At 66.2% G+C, this 16,601-nt stretch carries 20 protein-coding genes; 2 read left to right on the forward strand and 18 right to left on the reverse strand.

Annotated elements, in window-relative coordinates; genetic code table 11:
• Positions 1–165: 165 nt before the first annotated feature.
• The 3 genes from H8S47_RS17820 to nadC are packed head-to-tail and all read right to left on the reverse strand — an operon-like array spanning position 166 to position 2,238.
• On the reverse strand, positions 166–879 hold the full coding sequence (locus tag H8S47_RS17820; RefSeq protein ID WP_187505117.1) for a ribonuclease T2 family protein: 714 nt from the start codon (positions 877–879) through the stop codon (positions 166–168).
• Positions 869–1,330 (reverse strand): hypothetical protein, encoded by a 462-nt coding sequence (locus H8S47_RS17825; RefSeq protein WP_187505118.1) that lies wholly within the window; start codon positions 1,328–1,330, stop codon positions 869–871. Before H8S47_RS17825 ends, H8S47_RS17820 begins: the two co-directional genes overlap by 11 nt.
• Before the next feature lie 59 nt (positions 1,331–1,389).
• Positions 1,390–2,238 carry a carboxylating nicotinate-nucleotide diphosphorylase gene (gene nadC, locus H8S47_RS17830; protein WP_187505119.1) on the reverse strand — a complete coding sequence of 283 codons (849 nt, stop codon included), beginning with the start codon at positions 2,236–2,238 and terminating at the stop codon, positions 1,390–1,392.
• 165 nt (positions 2,239–2,403) lie between these two features.
• On the opposite strand from nadC, the gene H8S47_RS17835 reads away from it, so the two are divergent.
• The gene (locus H8S47_RS17835) at positions 2,404–2,553 is read left to right on the forward strand and encodes a hypothetical protein (protein WP_187505120.1); all 150 of its coding nucleotides are present in this window, start codon (positions 2,404–2,406) and stop codon (positions 2,551–2,553) included.
• A 42-nt stretch (positions 2,554–2,595) separates the two neighbouring features.
• On the opposite strand, the gene nadA is transcribed toward H8S47_RS17835, so the two are convergent.
• The 15 genes from nadA to H8S47_RS17910 all read right to left on the reverse strand — a co-directional run bounded on the left by nadA (position 2,596) and on the right by H8S47_RS17910 (position 14,696).
• Positions 2,596–3,579 (reverse strand): quinolinate synthase NadA, encoded by a 984-nt coding sequence (gene nadA / locus H8S47_RS17840; protein ID WP_187505121.1) that lies wholly within the window; start codon positions 3,577–3,579, stop codon positions 2,596–2,598.
• 15 nt (positions 3,580–3,594) lie between these two features.
• Positions 3,595–4,329 (reverse strand): DUF4230 domain-containing protein, encoded by a 735-nt coding sequence (locus tag H8S47_RS17845; protein ID WP_187505122.1) that lies wholly within the window; start codon positions 4,327–4,329, stop codon positions 3,595–3,597.
• Entirely contained in the window at positions 4,311–5,168 is an 858-nt protein-coding gene (locus tag H8S47_RS17850; protein WP_187505123.1) for an MBL fold metallo-hydrolase, read from the reverse strand. The genes H8S47_RS17845 and H8S47_RS17850 overlap by 19 nt, the downstream gene beginning before the upstream one ends.
• A gap of 274 nt (positions 5,169–5,442) precedes the next feature.
• Entirely contained in the window at positions 5,443–5,766 is a 324-nt protein-coding gene (gene grxD, locus H8S47_RS17855) for a Grx4 family monothiol glutaredoxin (protein WP_187505124.1), read from the reverse strand.
• A gap of 10 nt (positions 5,767–5,776) precedes the next feature.
• Positions 5,777–6,007, reverse strand: a complete 231-nt coding sequence (locus tag H8S47_RS17860; protein ID WP_187505125.1) for a BolA/IbaG family iron-sulfur metabolism protein — start codon at positions 6,005–6,007, stop codon at positions 5,777–5,779.
• 1 nt (position 6,008) lies between these two features.
• Entirely contained in the window at positions 6,009–6,332 is a 324-nt protein-coding gene (locus H8S47_RS17865) for a DUF1476 domain-containing protein (RefSeq protein WP_187505126.1), read from the reverse strand.
• Between the two features lie 365 nt (positions 6,333–6,697).
• Positions 6,698–7,696: an NADPH:quinone oxidoreductase family protein gene (locus H8S47_RS17870; RefSeq protein ID WP_187505127.1), complete on the reverse strand. Its 999-nt coding sequence runs from the start codon at positions 7,694–7,696 to the stop codon at positions 6,698–6,700.
• Positions 7,659–8,288, reverse strand: a complete 630-nt coding sequence (gene leuD, locus H8S47_RS17875) for a 3-isopropylmalate dehydratase small subunit (RefSeq protein WP_187505128.1) — start codon at positions 8,286–8,288, stop codon at positions 7,659–7,661. The genes H8S47_RS17870 and leuD overlap by 38 nt, the downstream gene beginning before the upstream one ends.
• A 112-nt stretch (positions 8,289–8,400) precedes the next feature.
• Positions 8,401–9,837 carry a 3-isopropylmalate dehydratase large subunit gene (gene leuC / locus H8S47_RS17880; protein WP_214655161.1) on the reverse strand — a complete coding sequence of 479 codons (1,437 nt, stop codon included), beginning with the start codon at positions 9,835–9,837 and terminating at the stop codon, positions 8,401–8,403.
• 243 nt (positions 9,838–10,080) lie between these two features.
• Positions 10,081–10,971, reverse strand: a complete 891-nt coding sequence (locus tag H8S47_RS17885; RefSeq protein WP_187505129.1) for an alpha/beta hydrolase — start codon at positions 10,969–10,971, stop codon at positions 10,081–10,083.
• Entirely contained in the window at positions 10,971–11,606 is a 636-nt protein-coding gene (locus tag H8S47_RS17890) for a 3-oxoacid CoA-transferase subunit B (protein WP_187505130.1), read from the reverse strand. The genes H8S47_RS17885 and H8S47_RS17890 overlap by 1 nt, the downstream gene beginning before the upstream one ends.
• A complete protein-coding gene (locus H8S47_RS17895; protein ID WP_187505131.1) occupies positions 11,606–11,914 on the reverse strand; it encodes a DUF5076 domain-containing protein in 309 nt (102 codons plus the stop codon). The genes H8S47_RS17890 and H8S47_RS17895 overlap by 1 nt, the downstream gene beginning before the upstream one ends.
• On the reverse strand, positions 11,914–12,786 hold the full coding sequence (locus H8S47_RS17900; RefSeq protein WP_398457542.1) for an HAD family acid phosphatase: 873 nt from the start codon (positions 12,784–12,786) through the stop codon (positions 11,914–11,916). Before H8S47_RS17900 ends, H8S47_RS17895 begins: the two co-directional genes overlap by 1 nt.
• A gap of 77 nt (positions 12,787–12,863) precedes the next feature.
• On the reverse strand, positions 12,864–13,574 hold the full coding sequence (locus tag H8S47_RS17905; RefSeq protein WP_187505133.1) for a CoA transferase subunit A: 711 nt from the start codon (positions 13,572–13,574) through the stop codon (positions 12,864–12,866).
• A 222-nt stretch (positions 13,575–13,796) separates the two neighbouring features.
• Complete coding sequence (locus tag H8S47_RS17910; protein ID WP_187505134.1) at positions 13,797–14,696, reverse strand: SMP-30/gluconolactonase/LRE family protein; 900 nt, start codon at positions 14,694–14,696, stop codon at positions 13,797–13,799.
• Positions 14,697–14,787: 91 nt separating this feature from the next.
• Between H8S47_RS17910 and H8S47_RS17915 the strand changes: the two genes are divergently transcribed.
• Positions 14,788–16,431, forward strand: a complete 1,644-nt coding sequence (locus tag H8S47_RS17915; protein WP_187505135.1) for a thiamine pyrophosphate-binding protein — start codon at positions 14,788–14,790, stop codon at positions 16,429–16,431.
• Positions 16,432–16,601: the final 170 nt, after the last annotated feature.

Here is a 16,601-nt window from a genome sequence, read left to right on the forward strand (position 1 = left end):
GGCCGGAGGCGCAACCGCCGTCATCGCTTACCTCCCCCTCCGTCTGGCAAGTGCCAGCCACCTCCCCCTGGCGGGGAAGGATCAGAGGGATCGTCGAACGCGAGTATCCGAGCACCGGCACCGGTCACATGTACCCACGCGTCCGGTCACGAAAGCTCCGTTCTCCTACCGGCCACCCCGCCAGATCTGCAACGGCGCCGTCGGGGCCAGTCCGCCCTGGTGCACCGGGCAGCGACGATAGCGGAAACGCCGGTCCAGACAGATCCAGACCTCGTCGAGCCAGCCCTGCCTCGTCGACGTCACCCGCATCATGTCCGGCTTCAAGCCGGGGTTCGCGCGCGCCATCGCCGCCGCGAACCGGCCAGCGGTCAGCGGCGTCCGCGACAGCGCGTTCATGTCCGGATAGCGGAGCTTGCCGTACAGTCCGGCCGACTGGTTGAAATACTTGGCCGGACGATAGCCGGGCATGCAGGTGCCGTGCTTTGCCCATTCGTGCTGGAGCAGCTGCGCGGACGGGGTCGTGCAGAGATGCGCGCGGATCACCGGTGGCGGGACGAAGCCGGCGTCGCGGCAATATTGCGGCCAGTCCTTGCCGACGCCGTCAGGCCAGAGCCCGTGCAGCGTGAAGCCGAACCGGTTGCCCGCGCCGCACTGGAAGGTCGATCCCGGACGATCGCCATTGTCCCGGCAATATTGCGGCGCCCAGGTGATCGCGAGCGTGTAGCTGCCGATCGGGATGTCACGCTTCGGCTGGCTCGCCGAGGGCAGGTCGGGGCGGACGCGCTCGACCGACGCCGGGGCCGAGCATTGATAGGCCTGTGCCTGGACCACGCCCGGCAAGGCCAGTGCCACGGCGGCGAGCATCACTTTAGCGATCATGCGACATCTCCTCGAAAGTGTCCGGCTCGTCGGGATCGGGCAGTTCGCCGAACCAGCGCCTTGCGTCCGCCCTGAACAAGAGAAGCGCCGCGGCGACGTACAGGGCATCGGCGGCGAACGAGACGATCGAGATCGTGCCGATCGTCGTCTGCCCGCGCGCCGCGCTTGCCAGTGACAGGCCGACGCCAACGATCGACAGCGCTGCCAGTACCGCGACGACCCACTTCGCCGCCACGCTGGGCGAGCGCGCGGTGAAATACCAGAGCAGCAGCGTAATCGCGATGCCCGCGACCTGGAACGCCGGCAGGATCCAGCCGACCTGCGCCAGGACCGGGTTGGCCGCGACCAGCGCGGTGCGCTGCGACCAGCTCATCGCGGAAACGATCAACCCGAGCACGAACGAGGCGAGATACAGCCTTTCGTAGCGCACGATCGATATCGGCCTGACCATGCTTGTCGTTCCCTGTCTTGCTGTGTCGCGCCCGGTTCACGCCGCGATCGGCGCGGTCGTCAGGCGGTCGCGAAGTCCAGGCCTATATCCGCCGCCGGTGCCGACTGCGTCAAGCGGCCGACCGAGACATAGCTGACGCCGCTTTCGGCGATCGCGCGGATCGTCTCGAGATTGACGCCGCCCGACGCTTCGGTCGGCACGCGGCCGGCGACCCGCGCCACGGCCTCGCGCAAGGTGGCGGGCGGCATGTTGTCGAGCAGCAGGTGCGTGGCCCCGGCCGCGAGCGCGGGCTCGATCTGGTCGATCCGGTCAACCTCGACGATGATATGCGCGATCCCCGCGGCCTTCGCGCGCCGCACCGCTTCGGCGACGCCGCCGGCGACCGCGACGTGATTGTCCTTGATCATCGCCGCATCCCACAGCCCCATGCGGTGGTTCTGCGCGCCGCCCATCCGGGTCGCGTATTTCTCCAGCACGCGCAGGCCGGGAATGGTCTTCCGCGTATCGAGCAGGATCGCGCCGGTGCCGGCGATCGCATCGACATATGCGCGCGTCATCGTCGCGATGCCCGACAGATGCTGGACGGTGTTGAGCGCGGATCGCTCGGCGGTGAGCAGCGCCCGCCCCGCCCCTTCGAGCCGCAGCAATTCGGTGCCCGCCGCGACCTGCTGCCCGTCCTGGACGAGGCGTTCGATCCGCACGTCCGGATCGAGTGTGCGGAAGAACGCTTCGGCGAGGTCGAGCCCGGCGACGACGATCGGGTCGCGGCTGTCCATCACGCCGGTGAACCGTGCGTCCGCGGGAATCACGGCGGCGGAGGTGATGTCGCCGATCGTGCCGAGATCCTCGGCCAGCGTCGCCGCGACGAACGCGGGAATGTCGAAGGTTTCGGGCAATGCTGCGTTCACCTAAACTCTCCCAGAAATTGCCGGCCGGCGATGCCAGCGCCGGTGCCAAAAAACTGCGCGCGGGGACAGCGAATTTACGCCGCCGCCGAGCGACGAAATTATTTCGAGCAACCTGGAACCAAATCGAATTGTCCGAGTTGCACGATCGAGCCCTGGGGAACTGCCATGCCTACGAAGACGTTAGCCGATACTGCACGCCTGAACGCGTTGCTCGACGAAGCACTTGCGCTAGCCGATGCGCTTCAGTTGCCGATCGCGGCAATTCACATCGATCAGGCGCTTGCCCAGATCAACGCAAACGCTTCGGCTGCCTGACGCTATCGGGCGGGACACCCTGCCCGATCCACGGCCTTGGCGTCATTTAGGCCCGAGATCACCCTTTCCGACAGTGTTCGAAGCCATCGACAACATCGCGTCGAGGCTCTTCTTAGCCTGAAGTCGAAGCCCCTCCTCGATCTCGATGCGCGGGCTCAGATCGCGCAGTGCGACGTACAGCTTTTCCAGCGTGTTGAGCGCCATGTACGGGCAGATATTGCAGTTGCAGTTGCCGTCCGCGCCCGGCGCACCGATGAAGCGCTTGTTCGGCAACGCCTTTTCCATCTGGTGGATGATGTGCGGCTCGGTCGCGACGATCAGCGTGTCGCCCGGCATCGCCAGCGCATAATCGAGGATGCCGCGCGTCGAGCCGACGTAATCGGCATGATCGAGGATGATCGGGGGGCATTCGGGGTGCGCTACGACGGGCGCACCGGGATGCTGCGCCTTGAGCTTCATCAGTTCGGTTTCACTGAAAGCCTCGTGGACGATGCATACGCCGGGCCACAGCAGCATGTCGCGGCCCGTCTTGCGCGCGAGATAGCCGCCGAGGTTGCGGTCCGGGCCGAAGATGATCTTCTGGTCGAGCGGGATCTGCGCGAGGATCGTATCCGCCGACGAACTCGTGACGATAATGTCGGAGAGCGCCTTCACCTTGGTCGAGCAGTTGATGTAGGTCAGCGCGATGTGATCGGGATGCTTGGCGCGGAAGGCGGCGAACTGCTCGGGCGGGCAGCTGTCCTCCAAGCTGCACCCGGCGTCCATGTCGGGCAGCACGACGATCTTGTCGGGCGAGAGGATCTTGGCGGTCTCGGCCATGAACCGCACACCGCAGAACGCGATGACGTCGGCGTCGGTCGCCGCCGCCTTGCGCGACAGATCGAGGCTGTCGCCAACGAAATCGGCGAGATCCTGAAGCTCGGGCTTCTGATAATAATGCGCGAGGATGACGGCATTCTTCTCCTTGCGGAGGCGCTCGATCTCGGCACGGATGTCGATGCCGGCGAAGTTCTGGTTCAATTCCATGGTCGTATCCCGAGTTTAACGTGCATTCCCTAGCACGTCCTGCAGCGAGCGCGAGGTGTCCCAGCGCTCCGTGTTCGCGACCGGCTCGTCGGCGAACCGCACCGCGACGGTCGCGTCGATCCCGGCAGCGCGCAGCGGCATCGCGAAACTGCGCTCCACGGCCCTACGCGTAGCGTCGCGCGCGAGCTTGATCATGGCGGGTTCGCGCGCCTGGCGGATCAGCTCGATCTGGCCGGCGCGACGGTTGGCGGCGTCGAGGCGCTTCTCGGCATCGGTGAAGGTGGTCAGCACGCCGCCCGAGCCATATTCACGGACGGCGTTCAGATCGACCTGCGGGCCGTCCGCCTCGACCGCGGGCAGGCGCACCGACAGCGTCTTGGTGGTGCCGTCCCATGCGACATCCGCCTGGGTCAGCTTGGCCATATCGACCTCGTAGCGGACCATGCCGGGCATGATCAGCGTCTTCTCGGTGGTGAAGCCGAGCTGCGACTGTTTCGAGGTCACCACCGCGACATAGCGCGCCGCGAAGGCCGAGAGGCGGTTCTGTTCGCGCAGGCCTGCAAGACTGGCGCTGGCGATCGTCGTCGGATCGGGAGTCAGGCGGTCGCTGACATAGCGTTGCACGCCCCACAGCGCGAGCAGCCCAGCGAGAACGAGTATGACTATCACGCCGACCGCCTTGGCCAGGAATGCGCTGACGCCGCCGCTACGCGCGGGGGTGGGGTCGGGGCTCAGGTTATCGTCTGCCATGTCTCGCCTTCCTCGATTACCAGTCCGCGGGTTTGCAAATCGTAGAGATGCGCCAGCACCGATCGCTCGGCGGCTGGCACGAGCCGCGGGTCGAGACCGACATACATGCGCTCGACCATCGCCGGGATCGGCCGTGCACCGTCGCGGAGCAAGCGGAGGATCTGCCCCTCGCGCTGCTTGCGGTGGCCGAGCATGCCGCGGACGAGGCGTTGCGGCTTTTCGATCGCCTCGCCGTGGCCGGGATAATAGACGCGGTCGTCGCGCCCCATCAGCTTTTCTAGGCTCGCCATGTACGCCGTCATGTTGCCGTCGGGAGGCGATACGATCGTGGTCGACCAGCCCATCACGTGATCGCCGGAGAACAGCGCCTTCGTCTCGGGCAGCGCGAAGGCGAGGTGGTTCGACGTGTGGCCCGGCGTTGCGATTGCCTGGAGCGTCCAGCCATCGCCATCGACGGTGTCGCCCTCGGCGAGAATGCGGTCGGGGGCATAGGCGGGGTCGAACGACGCATCCGCCCGCGCGCCCGCGTCGTCGAGGTCGAAAGGTGCCGCACCGACGATCGGGGCGCCGGTGATCGCCTGCAGCGGACGCGTGGCGGGGCTGTGGTCGCGATGATGATGCGTAACGACGATCGCGCTGACCGGGCGGCCATCGATCGCGCGGATCAAGGCTTCGATATGCGCGGGATCGTCGGGGCCGGGATCTATCACGGCAAGATCGGTGGTGCCGACGATGTGCGTCTGCGTGCCGGTATAGGTGTAGGGCGACGGATTGGGCGCGAGCACGCGGAGGACGAGCGGCTCGAGCTGGATCGGGATACCGGTCGGATGCTCAGCCATGGGTGCGAGATGGCGGGTCCGCGCGGCGATGGCAAGACCTGCGTGTTACAGTCGATCGTCGGCATTCTTTACACGTCGGGAGCCAGCGAGGATGGCGTTAACTATTGAAAACCGCGCAAATTCGGAGTGCGGCCAGATTGGCATGGTGAGTGCATCGCTCACGACGTCACCGAGCGCATCCGCGTTCATGTAGGGTGGATCAACCGCTACCGTCCGGTCTCGCGTCGATCCACCCTCCCCGGTGTCATTCTCAAGTCAGCCGATGCCTGCCGCCTCAGTTCGCCTTTTGTGTTTCGAACAGCTGCTTCAGTTCGCCGCTTTCGTACATTTCCATCATGATGTCGGAACCGCCGACGAATTCGCCGTCGACATAGAGCTGCGGGATGGTGGGCCAGTCCGAATAGGCCTTGATGCCCTGACGGATGCCCTGGTCCTGCAAAACGTCGACGCTCTCGAACTCGACCTCGAGATGGTTGAGGATCGCGATCGCACGGCTCGAAAAGCCGCACTGTGGGAAGAGCGGGCTGCCCTTCATGAACAACACTACCGGGCTGGCTTTGACCAGGGCATCGATGCGGGCGTTGGAATCGTCGGTCATGTGTCGGTCCTCAGGAAATTGCGGTCGTAAGTTGCAGGGCGTGCAGGACGCCGCCCATCCGTCCGCCGAGCGCGGCGTAGACGGCCTGGTGCTGCTTCACGCGGCTCATCCCCGCAAAGCTCGCCGCGGTCACCTTGGCGGCATAGTGATCGCCGTCGCCGGCGAGATCGGTGATCTCGACCTTGGCATCGGGAATTGCGTCGCGGATCATGGTCGCGATGTCGTCGGCAGCCATCGGCATGTCAGCGCGACTCCAGCAGTTGGCGACGCGCCTCGATCATTTGCTGCGCCAGCGCGCGGCGGACGGTCGCTTCGTCATGGTCGAGGCCGGCCGCGGTCAGGTCGCCGACGAGCTTGCGCACGACGTCGTCGTCGCCGCCACCCTCCATGTCGGCATGGACGAGCGCCGTCGCGTAGGCATCGGTTTCCTCCGGCGTGAGCTTCATCTCATGCGCCGCCCATCCCCCGAGCAGGCGGTTGCGGCGCGCGGTAATCCGGAACGCCATCTCCTCCTCGCGCGCGAAATGTGCCTCGCTGGCGCGTTCGCGATCTTCGAAAATGGTCATATCGCGGGTCCCCGTTCAGTCTCGTCGTCGAGCCCGAGATAGGTCGCCGACCGCCGCTACGCAACAATCGACGAAACGCAGTAGAATCCTACTAGCGTAGAGCGACGAAATGACCGATATATAAGACGGCTACGTGACAATATGCGCGAGCAGGAGAGTGATCATGATCGGTTTTTCGGCACCTGCCCCTACCACTCCTATGCGGACGGCACCGCCAGTCGTGCATGGCTTGGCGTACGGCGTGCTGGCATCCGTCATGATGTGGGCCGCCATCGGGGCTGTCGTCTACAACTTCGTCTGAACAGTTTCGGCTCAACCCGACAAGCTGAATGGGTTGAGCCGAACAAGGCGCGGGACGGCCGGCGTCAGCCGACCTCCACCACGAGTTTTCCGATAGCGCCGCGCGCCGCCATCTTGGCGATCGCCTTGCCGCCGTCTTCGAACGCGAAGACTTCGGTCACGCGTGGCGCAATCTTTCCCTCGGCCCACAGGGCGAAAAGCGTTTCGATATGCGCCTGGTTCGCCTTCGGATCGCGGGCGGCAAACGCACCCCAGAATACGCCGCAGACGTCGCAGCTCTTCAGTAGCGTCAGGTTGAGGGGCAGCCTGGGAATGCCGGCGGGGAAGCCGACTACGAGGTACTTGCCCTCCCAGGCGATCGAGCGGAGCGCGGGCTCGGCATAGTCGCCGCCGACCGGATCGTAGATCACGTGCGCGCCGTCGCGACCGACCGCGGCCTTGAACTGCTCGGCGAGCGCCTTCGACTGATCCTTGTCGAACGGCGCGCGGGCGTAGATCAGCGTTTCGTCGGCGCCCGCCGATTTTGCGGCTGCGGCTTTTTCCTCGGACGAGACCGCGGCGACGACCTTAGCGCCGAACGCCTTGCCGAGTTCGATCGCCGCGAGCCCTACCCCACCGGCTGCGCCAAGCACGAGCAGCGTCTGTCCCGCCTGGATGTGGCCGCGGTCGAGCAGCGCGTGGATTGTCGTGCCGTAGGTGAGGATCAGCGATGCGCCCTCGGCGAAGCTGCGGCCTTCGGGGAGGCGGTAGAGCTTGGCGGGGTCGGCGATGACCTGCTCGCACAGGCCGCCATGGCCGAGCATCGCGATCACGCGGTCGCCGACTTCCCAGCCGGTGACGCCCTCGCCGATCGAGTCGATCGTACCGGCGATCTCGCCACCCGGTGCGAACGGGCGCTGCGGCTTGAACTGGTATTTGTCCTCGATGATCAGGACGTCGGGGAAGTTGATCGCGCAGGCCTTGACCGCGACGACGACCTGTCCGGGGCCGGCCACCAGATCGGGCAGCGCGACCATTTCCAGAGTTTCAGGTCCGCCGATCGCCTTCGATACCAATGCCCGCATACCCGCTCTCCACCGTCATCCAGGGGCGATTCGATGCGACCGCCTCCTCGAAATTTGAAATCTGGGTATCCCTTGCCAGTGTCAGACCGACTTCGTCCAGCCCTTCCATCAGGCATTGGCGGCGGAATGCGTCGAGTTCGAAGGTGAAGCGGTCCTGGAACGGGGTGGTGACGGTCATCGTCTCGAGATCGACGGTCACCGTCTGATCCTGCGCGACCTCGAGCAGGCGGTCGATCGCTTCCTGCGGGAGGACGACGGGCACGATGCCGTTCTTGAACGCGTTCCCTGAGAAGATGTCGGAGAAGCTCGGCGCGATGACCGCGGTGATGCCCATGTCGGCGAGTGCCCAGGCGGCATGCTCGCGGCTGGAGCCGCAACCGAAATTATCGCCGGCAATGAGTATCGGCGCGCCAGCATAGCGCGGGTCGTCGAAGATGTTGCCGGGCTGCGCGCGCACCGTCTCGAACGCGCCGCAACCGAGACCGGTGCGCGTGATCGTCTTCAGCCAATGCGCAGGGATGATGACATCAGTGTCGATGTTCTTCGCGCCCCAGGGATAGGCGCGGCCCGAGACGGTCGTGACGGGAGTCATCGCTGTTCCGTGCGCTCCGGGCCCGTATGATCCGGCGTCGTGCGTGCCGATGCGACATAGGCCGCGACGCCGCTGATCATCGCGCCAGCCGCCAGCAGTACGAAAACCTTCTTCATGTTCGTTCCCCCATCAACTCTCTGACGTCGCTCAGCTTGCCGGTCACTGCCGCCGCTGCCGCCATCGCGGGTGATACCAGATGCGTGCGCGCTCCGGGACCCTGTCTGCCGACGAAATTACGGTTCGACGTGGAAGCGCAACGCTCCCCCGCAGGGACTTTGTCCGGGTTCATCGCGAGGCACATCGAACAGCCCGGCTCGCGCCATTCGAAACCGGCGTCGATGAAGATCCGGTCGAGCCCTTCGGCTTCGGCCTGGCGCTTCACGAGCCCCGAGCCGGGGACGACGAGCGCGCGCACGCCGGTCGCGACATGGCGGCCGTCGGCGATCGCGGCGGCGGCGCGGAGGTCCTCGATACGGCTGTTGGTGCAGCTGCCGATGAAGACGTGCTGGATCGTCACGTCGCGCATCGCGGTGCCCGCGGTCAGGCCCATGTAATCGAGCGACTTTTGTGCTGCGGCCTGCTTGGCGGGGTCGGCGAAGCTCGACGGCTCGGGAACGACGCCGGTAATCGGCACGACGTCCTCGGGGCTGGTGCCCCAGGTGAGGCCAGGTGCGATATCGGCAGCGTCGAGCGTGACCGACTTGTCGTATTTCGCGCCGGGATCGGTCGCGAGGCTGCGCCACCAGGTGACGGCCTTGTCCCAGTGCTCGCCGGTCGGCGCCATCGGGCGGCCTTTGAGGTACGCGAAGGTCGTGTCGTCGGGTGCGATCAGGCCGGCACGCGCGCCCGCCTCGATCGACATGTTGGCGATCGTCAGGCGACCTTCGATCGACATCGCGCGGATCACGCTGCCGGTGAATTCGATGACGTGGCCGGTGCCGCCTGCCGCGCCGATCTTGCCGATGATGGCGAGGATGACGTCCTTCGGGCTGACGCCGAAGCCGAGTTCGCCGTCGACACGGACTTCCATCGTCTTGGCCTGCGAGAGCAGCAACGTCTGCGTGGCGAGGACGTGCTCGACTTCGCTGGTGCCGATCCCGAACGCCAAAGCACCGAGTGCGCCGTGCGCGGAGGTGTGGCTGTCGCCGCAGACCAGCGTGGTGCCGGGGAGCGTGAAGCCCTGTTCCGGACCGACGACGTGAACGATGCCCTGCTCGACGGCCATTGCGTCGATATAGTCGATGCCGAACTCGGTCGTATTGCGGCGGAGTGCGTCGAGCTGCTGCGCGCTCTCGGGGTCGGCGATCGGCAGGACACGACCGGCGGCGTCCTTGCGCGCGGTCGTCGGCAGGTTGTGATCGGGGACGGCGAGCGTCAGGTCGGGGCGGCGCACCTTGCGGCCTGCCACGCGGAGGCCTTCGAACGCCTGCGGGCTGGTGACCTCGTGGACGAGGTGGCGGTCGATATAGATCAGGCAGGTGCCGTCGTCGCGGCGTTCGACGACATGCGCCGCCCAGATCTTTTCGTACAGCGTTTGTGGAGTGGCCATGATGTGGCGCGCGTTAACCGAAATAGGCTGCCGCGCCAAGGTTCGATGTAATTTTCGGTCGCCGAGCCGGGTGCGTGGCGCGGGGGAAGGAAGTTTGTTCTCCCGCGAAGGCGGGAGTCCAGATTGGGTCCCCGCCTTCGCGGGGAAACGGCGAGGGGATCGACATAGACTACGTCATCCTGACGAAAGTCAGGACCCAGGTTTACGGGCGCCGTCCTCCGTGGCTCTGGGTCCTGACTTTCGTCAGGATGACGGCAGGGGAGGCATCGCCCGGTTCAGGAACGCGACGCTGTCGGCCAGCACCGGCGCTTTCCCGCGGAACGGCTTCGACAGCGCCATCGCCACGTTTTCGTGGCTGAGGCCGGGATAGTCGATGTGTGTGACCGGTGCGCCGAGCGCCTTAAGCCGCGCGGTGAGGTTGATGGCGTTGTGCGGCTTCACCTGCGTGTCGTTACCGGCGGTGATCAGCAGCATGGGCGGCGCATCCGCCCGCGCGAAGTGGATCGGCTGGGTCATCACCGGGTCGGCGGCGCCCTGCATCGCGTCGATCGCGCGCTTGGCGGTGAAGGGATAGAAATCATAGGGGCCGCACAGCCCGACCGCGGCCTTGATGATGTGCGGGTCGACGCCTTCCGCTTTCAGCCAGCGCTGGTCGAGCGTGAGCATCGCGACGGTGTAGGCACCGGCGGAATGACCGGCAACGGCGATCCGGCCGGGGTCGCCGCCGGACTGCGCGATGTGGTCGCGGGTCCATTTCACCGCTTCGGCGCCGTCCTGGACGAAGGCGGGGAAGCGGACGTCGGGGACTTTACGGTAGTCGGGCATGACGACGACGTAGCCGGCCTTCGCGTACGCGCGCGCGGCAAATGCGTAGGCGCCGCGCGAGCCGTGCACCCAGCCGCCGCCGTACCAGAAGATCAGCACCGGCAGACCGGTCTTGGCGCCACCGGACGGTCGCCACACATCGAGCTTCTGGCCGTGCGTGCCGAACGGGACACCTTCCCTCACCCGTGCGGTCCCGCGACCGCCACCCATCACGCCGTCGAGGACGCTGAGCGTACCCGGCCCGGCCGTGAACGCCGTGCCCGCGATCAGGATCGCGATCAGCGCGAGGACGATGGCGGCGCGTTTCATCAGGCGGTGTAGTGCGCCGTGGTCTTCGCCGCGATCTCGTCCGCGGTGACGCCGGGCGCGAGTTCGACCAGCTTGAACGGGCTGTCGTGATCGGGACGCTGGAACACGGCCAAATCCGTGACGATCATGTCGACGACGTTCTTGCCGGTCAGCGGCAGCGTGCAGGACGGAATGAACTTCGGCGTCCCGTCCTTGGCATTGTGGTCCATCACGACGATGATCTGCTTGACGCCCGCGACGAGGTCCATCGCGCCGCCCATGCCCTTGATCATCTTGCCCGGGATCATCCAGTTGGCGATGTCGCCGCCTTCGCTGACCTCCATCGCGCCCAGCACCGTAAGGTCGATATGGCCGCCGCGGATCATCGCGAAGCTGTCCGACGAGCTGAAATACACCGACGAGGGGAGTTCGCTGATCGTCTGCTTGCCGGCGTTGATCAGGTCGGCATCCTCCTCGCCCGCATAGGGGAACGGACCGATCCCGAGCATGCCGTTTTCCGACTGGAGCGTGACCGTCATGCCCTCGGGGATGTTGTTCGCGACCAGCGTCGGAATGCCGATGCCGAGATTGACGTAATAGCCGTCCTTCAGTTCCTGCGCCGCGCGCGCGGCCATCTGGTTACGGTCCCAGGGCATCAGTGCATTCCTTCCTGGATGGTGGTGATGGTCGTGAATTGTTCGCGGAGCTCGGTGCCGACGCCGTCGACGATCGCCTGCAACGCGGCATCCTCGTCGAGGCCCCAGGTGCCCGCATAGGCGCGCGCGGCGTGGCGGATCGTGTCGGCGAGGAGGTAACCGAAAACGGTCGGGTCCTCGAGTATGCCCGCGTCGATCAGCACGTTGCTGCCGGCGCCGTTGGTGATCCAGATGCGCGCGACCTCGACCGATTCGCTGGTGAGCTTGGCGCCTTTGTCGAGCACGATCGCGTTGGGATGGTCGGCCATTAGCGTACGCCTCCAGTCGGAGCCCAGCGGACTGCTGGCGGGAAGACCTCGTCGCGATTGCCTTTGAGCGCGGTGCCGTAGACGGGGTTGGGGAGGACGAACCACCCTGCCCCCCATTTCGCGGCGATCGCGGGCGACTGGACTGTTGCGCGACGCGCGGCGGGGGTCTGGCCGGCGTTGAACAGGTCGCTGAAGTCGCCGAGCTGGTCGCCACCCATCGCGACGACGCAGTATTTCGCAGCGATCGTCGCGCGGCGGCCGTCCTTCTTCGACCCGAGCGCGTCGTCGCCGGCGAGGAACAGCGTTTCGCCATGGCGGGCTGGGCCAAGGCCTGCGGCTTCGATCGCCGCCTGGGTCTGCGCGGCGTTGGCGGCGGAGCGGTTGGAGTTGAAAATTACTGTGACACCCATCGCGCGGAGAGCGGTTAGTGCGGCAAGGGCACCGGGAACGGGGGCGACCTGCTTGACGCCGGTGCGCTCCCAATCCTGCCAACGAGGGTCGGACCAGGGTTGGCCGGAGGACGCGTCGTATTCGAAGCCGAGGTTGAGGAGGATCGTCTCGTCGACATCGAACACGGCGGCTTTGGGTTTGGTGCCGCAGGAGGTGAAGCTCGGCGCCGCGAGTGAAGCGCCTTGGGCGAGGACGACGGAGGTCGGCGTGCGTTGCATGCGGACGTAACCGACGAGGGCGTTCCAGGCCTGGATGCTGACTGCTGCCGCTTCGCCCGAGGCGTAGAGATACTGCATGCCGGCTGGGACGCCATCGACGGTGACGGGCGCGGAAACAGACGGCGTTATCGAGGTCGGCGCGGAGACGCTGACGCAGCCTTGGAGCACCAGTGCCCCTGCGAACGCAGGGGTCCAGGATACCACCCGCAGCGCCCCGGACCCTGGACTCCTGCGTGCGCGGGAGAACGGGGTGGGCTTGGGATACACTGGTGCGCTTCGTGTCATGCCGTCGCGCGCTCGCGGACGGTGCGGAATTCGATCTGCTTGTCGTACGGCGCGCCGACGATCATCCGCTTCACATAGATGCCCGGCAAGTGGATCGTGTCGGGGTCGAGGCTGCCGACGGGGACGATCTCCTCGACCTCGGCAACGCAGATCTTCCCCGCGGTCGCCATCGGCTGGTTGAAGTTGCGCGCGGTCTTGCGGAAGATGAGGTTGCCGCTTTCGTCCGCCTTCCAGCCCCTGATGATCGCGAGATCGGCGCGGATGCCGCGTTCGAGGATGTATTCCTGGCCGTCGAAGACCTTCGTTTCCTTGCCCTCGGCGACCTGCGTGCCGACGCCGGTCTTGGTGTAGAAACCGGGAATGCCTGCGCCCCCTGCCCGGCAGCGTTCGGCGAGCGTGCCCTGCGGGCAGAACTCGACCTCGAGTTCGCCGCTGAGATATTGCCGCTCGAATTCCTTGTTCTCGCCGACATAGGACGAGATCATCTTCTTCACCTGGCGCGAGCGGAGCAGTTTGCCGAGGCCCTGCCCGTCGATCCCGGCGTTGTTGCTGGCGATCGTAAGGTCCTTCACACCGGACGCCTCGATCGCGTCGATCAGCCGCTCTGGGATGCCGCACAGCCCGAACCCGCCCGCGCAGATCGTCATGCCGTCGAACAGCACGCCTTCGAGTGCCGTTGCCGCATCGGTGTAGCGCTTGTTCGCCATGCATCCTCCTCAGGTCTTTCGCTTCGCATAAGGCGCTGGCGGTCGGTCGGCAACGTAGCGCGGATCGACTTCTCACAATCCTCCCCAGCAAGGGGGAGGGGGCCGGCCCTTGCCGGACGGAGGGGAAGGTAAGGGTAACCTCTGCTCCGTGTCCTCCCCCTCCGTCACCTTCGGTGCCACCTCCCCCTGGCGGGGGAGGATTGAGTCGCTTTCAAGTCGCTTTCAATACGCCAGCTTCAACCCCGGCCGCTTCCACCGGGTCTTCACCAGCCGGCCGCTACCCGAGCAGGTGATGTACGCATCCATGCCGTCTGCGCCGCCCCAGCAGATGTTGGTGGTGAAGACGTCGTCGGTCGCGACGAACTCGACCAACTTACCCGCCGGCGAGATCACGCTGATCCCGCATTCGCCGATCGTCGCGACGCAGACGTTGCCGCATGCCTCGACGCCGAGCGAGTCGAAGAACTTGTAGCCGGCGGGGCGGTAGAGCGGCGTGCTCGAGGCGCTGGCGGCCTTGCCGGGCGCGACGATGTCGAACGCCATCAGGCGGCAGGTGTAGGTTTCCGCCGCGTAGAGCCGCGTGCCGTCTGGCGAGAGGCCGATGCCGTTGGGGTTTTCGCTGGGGAAGATCACTTCTTCCAAATGGCTGCCGTCAGCTTTCGCGTAGAAGATCCCGGTGATATCGCGGGCCCGGTCGCGCGATTTGCCGTGGTCGGTGAACCAGAAGCCGCCTTGCGAATCGAAGACGATGTCGTTGGGTCCACGCAGCGAGCAGCCGAAATCGCCGTCCTTATAGAGGATCTCGACCGCGCCGGTGGCGATGTCGATCCGTTCGATCCGGCCGCCTGAATAGTCGTCTGGCTGGCCGTGCGGGGTGAGGAAGCCGTTCGTCTCGCGCCACGCGAAGCCGCCATTGTTGCAGCAATAGAGCTTGCCGTCGGGGCCGATCGCCAAGCCGTTGGGGCCGCCGCCGGGTTCTGCGACCGTTGTTTTCGTGCCGTCGGGAGCGACGCGCGTGATACGGCCCGCCTCGATCTCGACGAGGATCATGCTGCCGTCGGGCATCGCCACCGGGCCCTCGGGGAAACGCAGGCCGTCGGCGACGGTGGTGAAGTCGGTCATGATCCTCTCCGGGCGAGTCGGGTTGGTCCCGGCTTCGATGCCAGCGTAACCGCGTCTCGACTTCGCGCGCAACGGACGGCAGGATGCGGCGATGATCACACCACGCACCGGCGGCCGCATCCTGGTCGATCAACTCGTCGCACAGGGCTGCGACCGGATTTTCACCGTGCCGGGGGAGAGCTTTTTAGCGGTGCTCGATGCGCTCCACGATACGCCGGCGATCGATCTCGTTGTGTGTCGGCAGGAGGGTGGCGTCGGGTTCATGGCGTGCGCGGACGGGACGCTGACGCATCGGCCGGGCGTGGCGTTCGTGACCCGCGGACCGGGTGCGACCAACGCGTCGATCGGCGTGCATGTCGCGATGCAGGATTCGCAGCCGATGATACTCTTCGTCGGCGATATCGACCGCGGGACGCGTGACCGCGAGGCGTTCCAGGAGATCGATTTCCAGGCGATGTTTGCGCCCATCGCGAAGTGGGCGGCGCGGATCGACGATGCGCGGCGGATCCCGGAATATGTTGCGCGGGCCTATGCGACGGCGATGTCGGGGCGGCCTGGGCCGGTAGTGCTCGCGCTACCCGAGGACATGCTACTCGACGTCGTGGACGCGGTCGATCGACCGCGGGTCGAGCGGGTGGCGCAGGCTTGCGACGCTGATACGATGGACTTGCTCGCGGATTTGCTGACGACGGCGGAGCGGCCAGTGGCGATCGTTGGCGGGGCGGGCTGGGATGTGGCGGCGTCGGGGGCGTTCTCGACCTGGGCGGATCGTAACGGCATTCCGGTGGCGGCGGCGTTTCGGCGGCAGGATGCGATTCCGAACGACTGTCCGGTTTGGGCAGGGAATTTGGGATATGGGCCCAATCCGAAGCTGGTCGAGCGGGTGAAGGCGGCGGATCTGCTGCTGGTCGTCGGGCCGCGGCTGGGGGAGGCTACGACCGATGGCTATGCGCTGATCACGCCCGATCATCCGGGGCAGCGGCTGATCCACGTGCATCCCGATCCGGATGAGTTGCACCGAGCGTACCGCGCGGATGTCGCGGTATGTGCGGGGATGGCGGACTTTGCGGAGGCGTTGCTGGCGGTCGACCTGCCGCCGCGAACTGCCGGGTCGGAGGCGCACGCGGAATGGCTCGCGTGGTCGACGCCGGCGCCTCGGGATCTAGTCATGGACCTGGGGCCGTGCGTGACGGCGATGCGCGAGCGGCTGCCAGCGGATGCGATCATCTGCAACGGGGCGGGGAATTACTCGGGGTGGTGGCATCGTTACTGGGCGTATGCCGGGCCGGGCACGCAGCTCGCGCCGACCGCGGGGGCGATGGGGTACGGGGTGCCGGCGGCGGTGGCGGCGTCTTTGCGGCATCCGGAGCGGACCGTCGTGGCGCTCGCGGGGGACGGGTGTTTTTTGATGAACGGGCAGGAACTCGCGACGGCGGTTGCGCATGGCGCGGACATGCTGGTGATCGTCGTGGATAATGGCGGGTACGGGACGATCCGCATGCACCAGGAGCGTGAGTATCCGGGGCGGGTGTCTGGGACTGGGTTGCGCAACCCGGACTTTGCCGCGCTGGGGCGGGCTTATGGGTGTTGGGCGGAGACTGTTTCGAGGACCGAGGATTTCGCGGGGGCGTTGGACCGGGCGATGGGGCGGTCTGGTGTGCGGTTGCTGCATGTGGTGACGGATATCGAGGCGATTGCCGCTGGGACGACGCTGGCAAAGGTGCGTGGGGGCTGAGGTTCGTTGTTTGTAAGCACTACCAACCCAACAAATGCACCACCCCGGCGAAGGCCGGGGCCCAGTTGGGGGACGGCGATAACGGAAGGCGGTCCTCCATTACATCGGCCTTGCCGCCTGGGCCCCCGCCCTCCCCCGGGGGGAGGTAGTTGTAGCGGCCGACCACAATA

Source organism: Sphingomonas albertensis, assembly GCF_014358075.1.
GTDB classification, from domain to species: Bacteria; Pseudomonadota; Alphaproteobacteria; order Sphingomonadales; family Sphingomonadaceae; genus Sphingomonas; species Sphingomonas albertensis.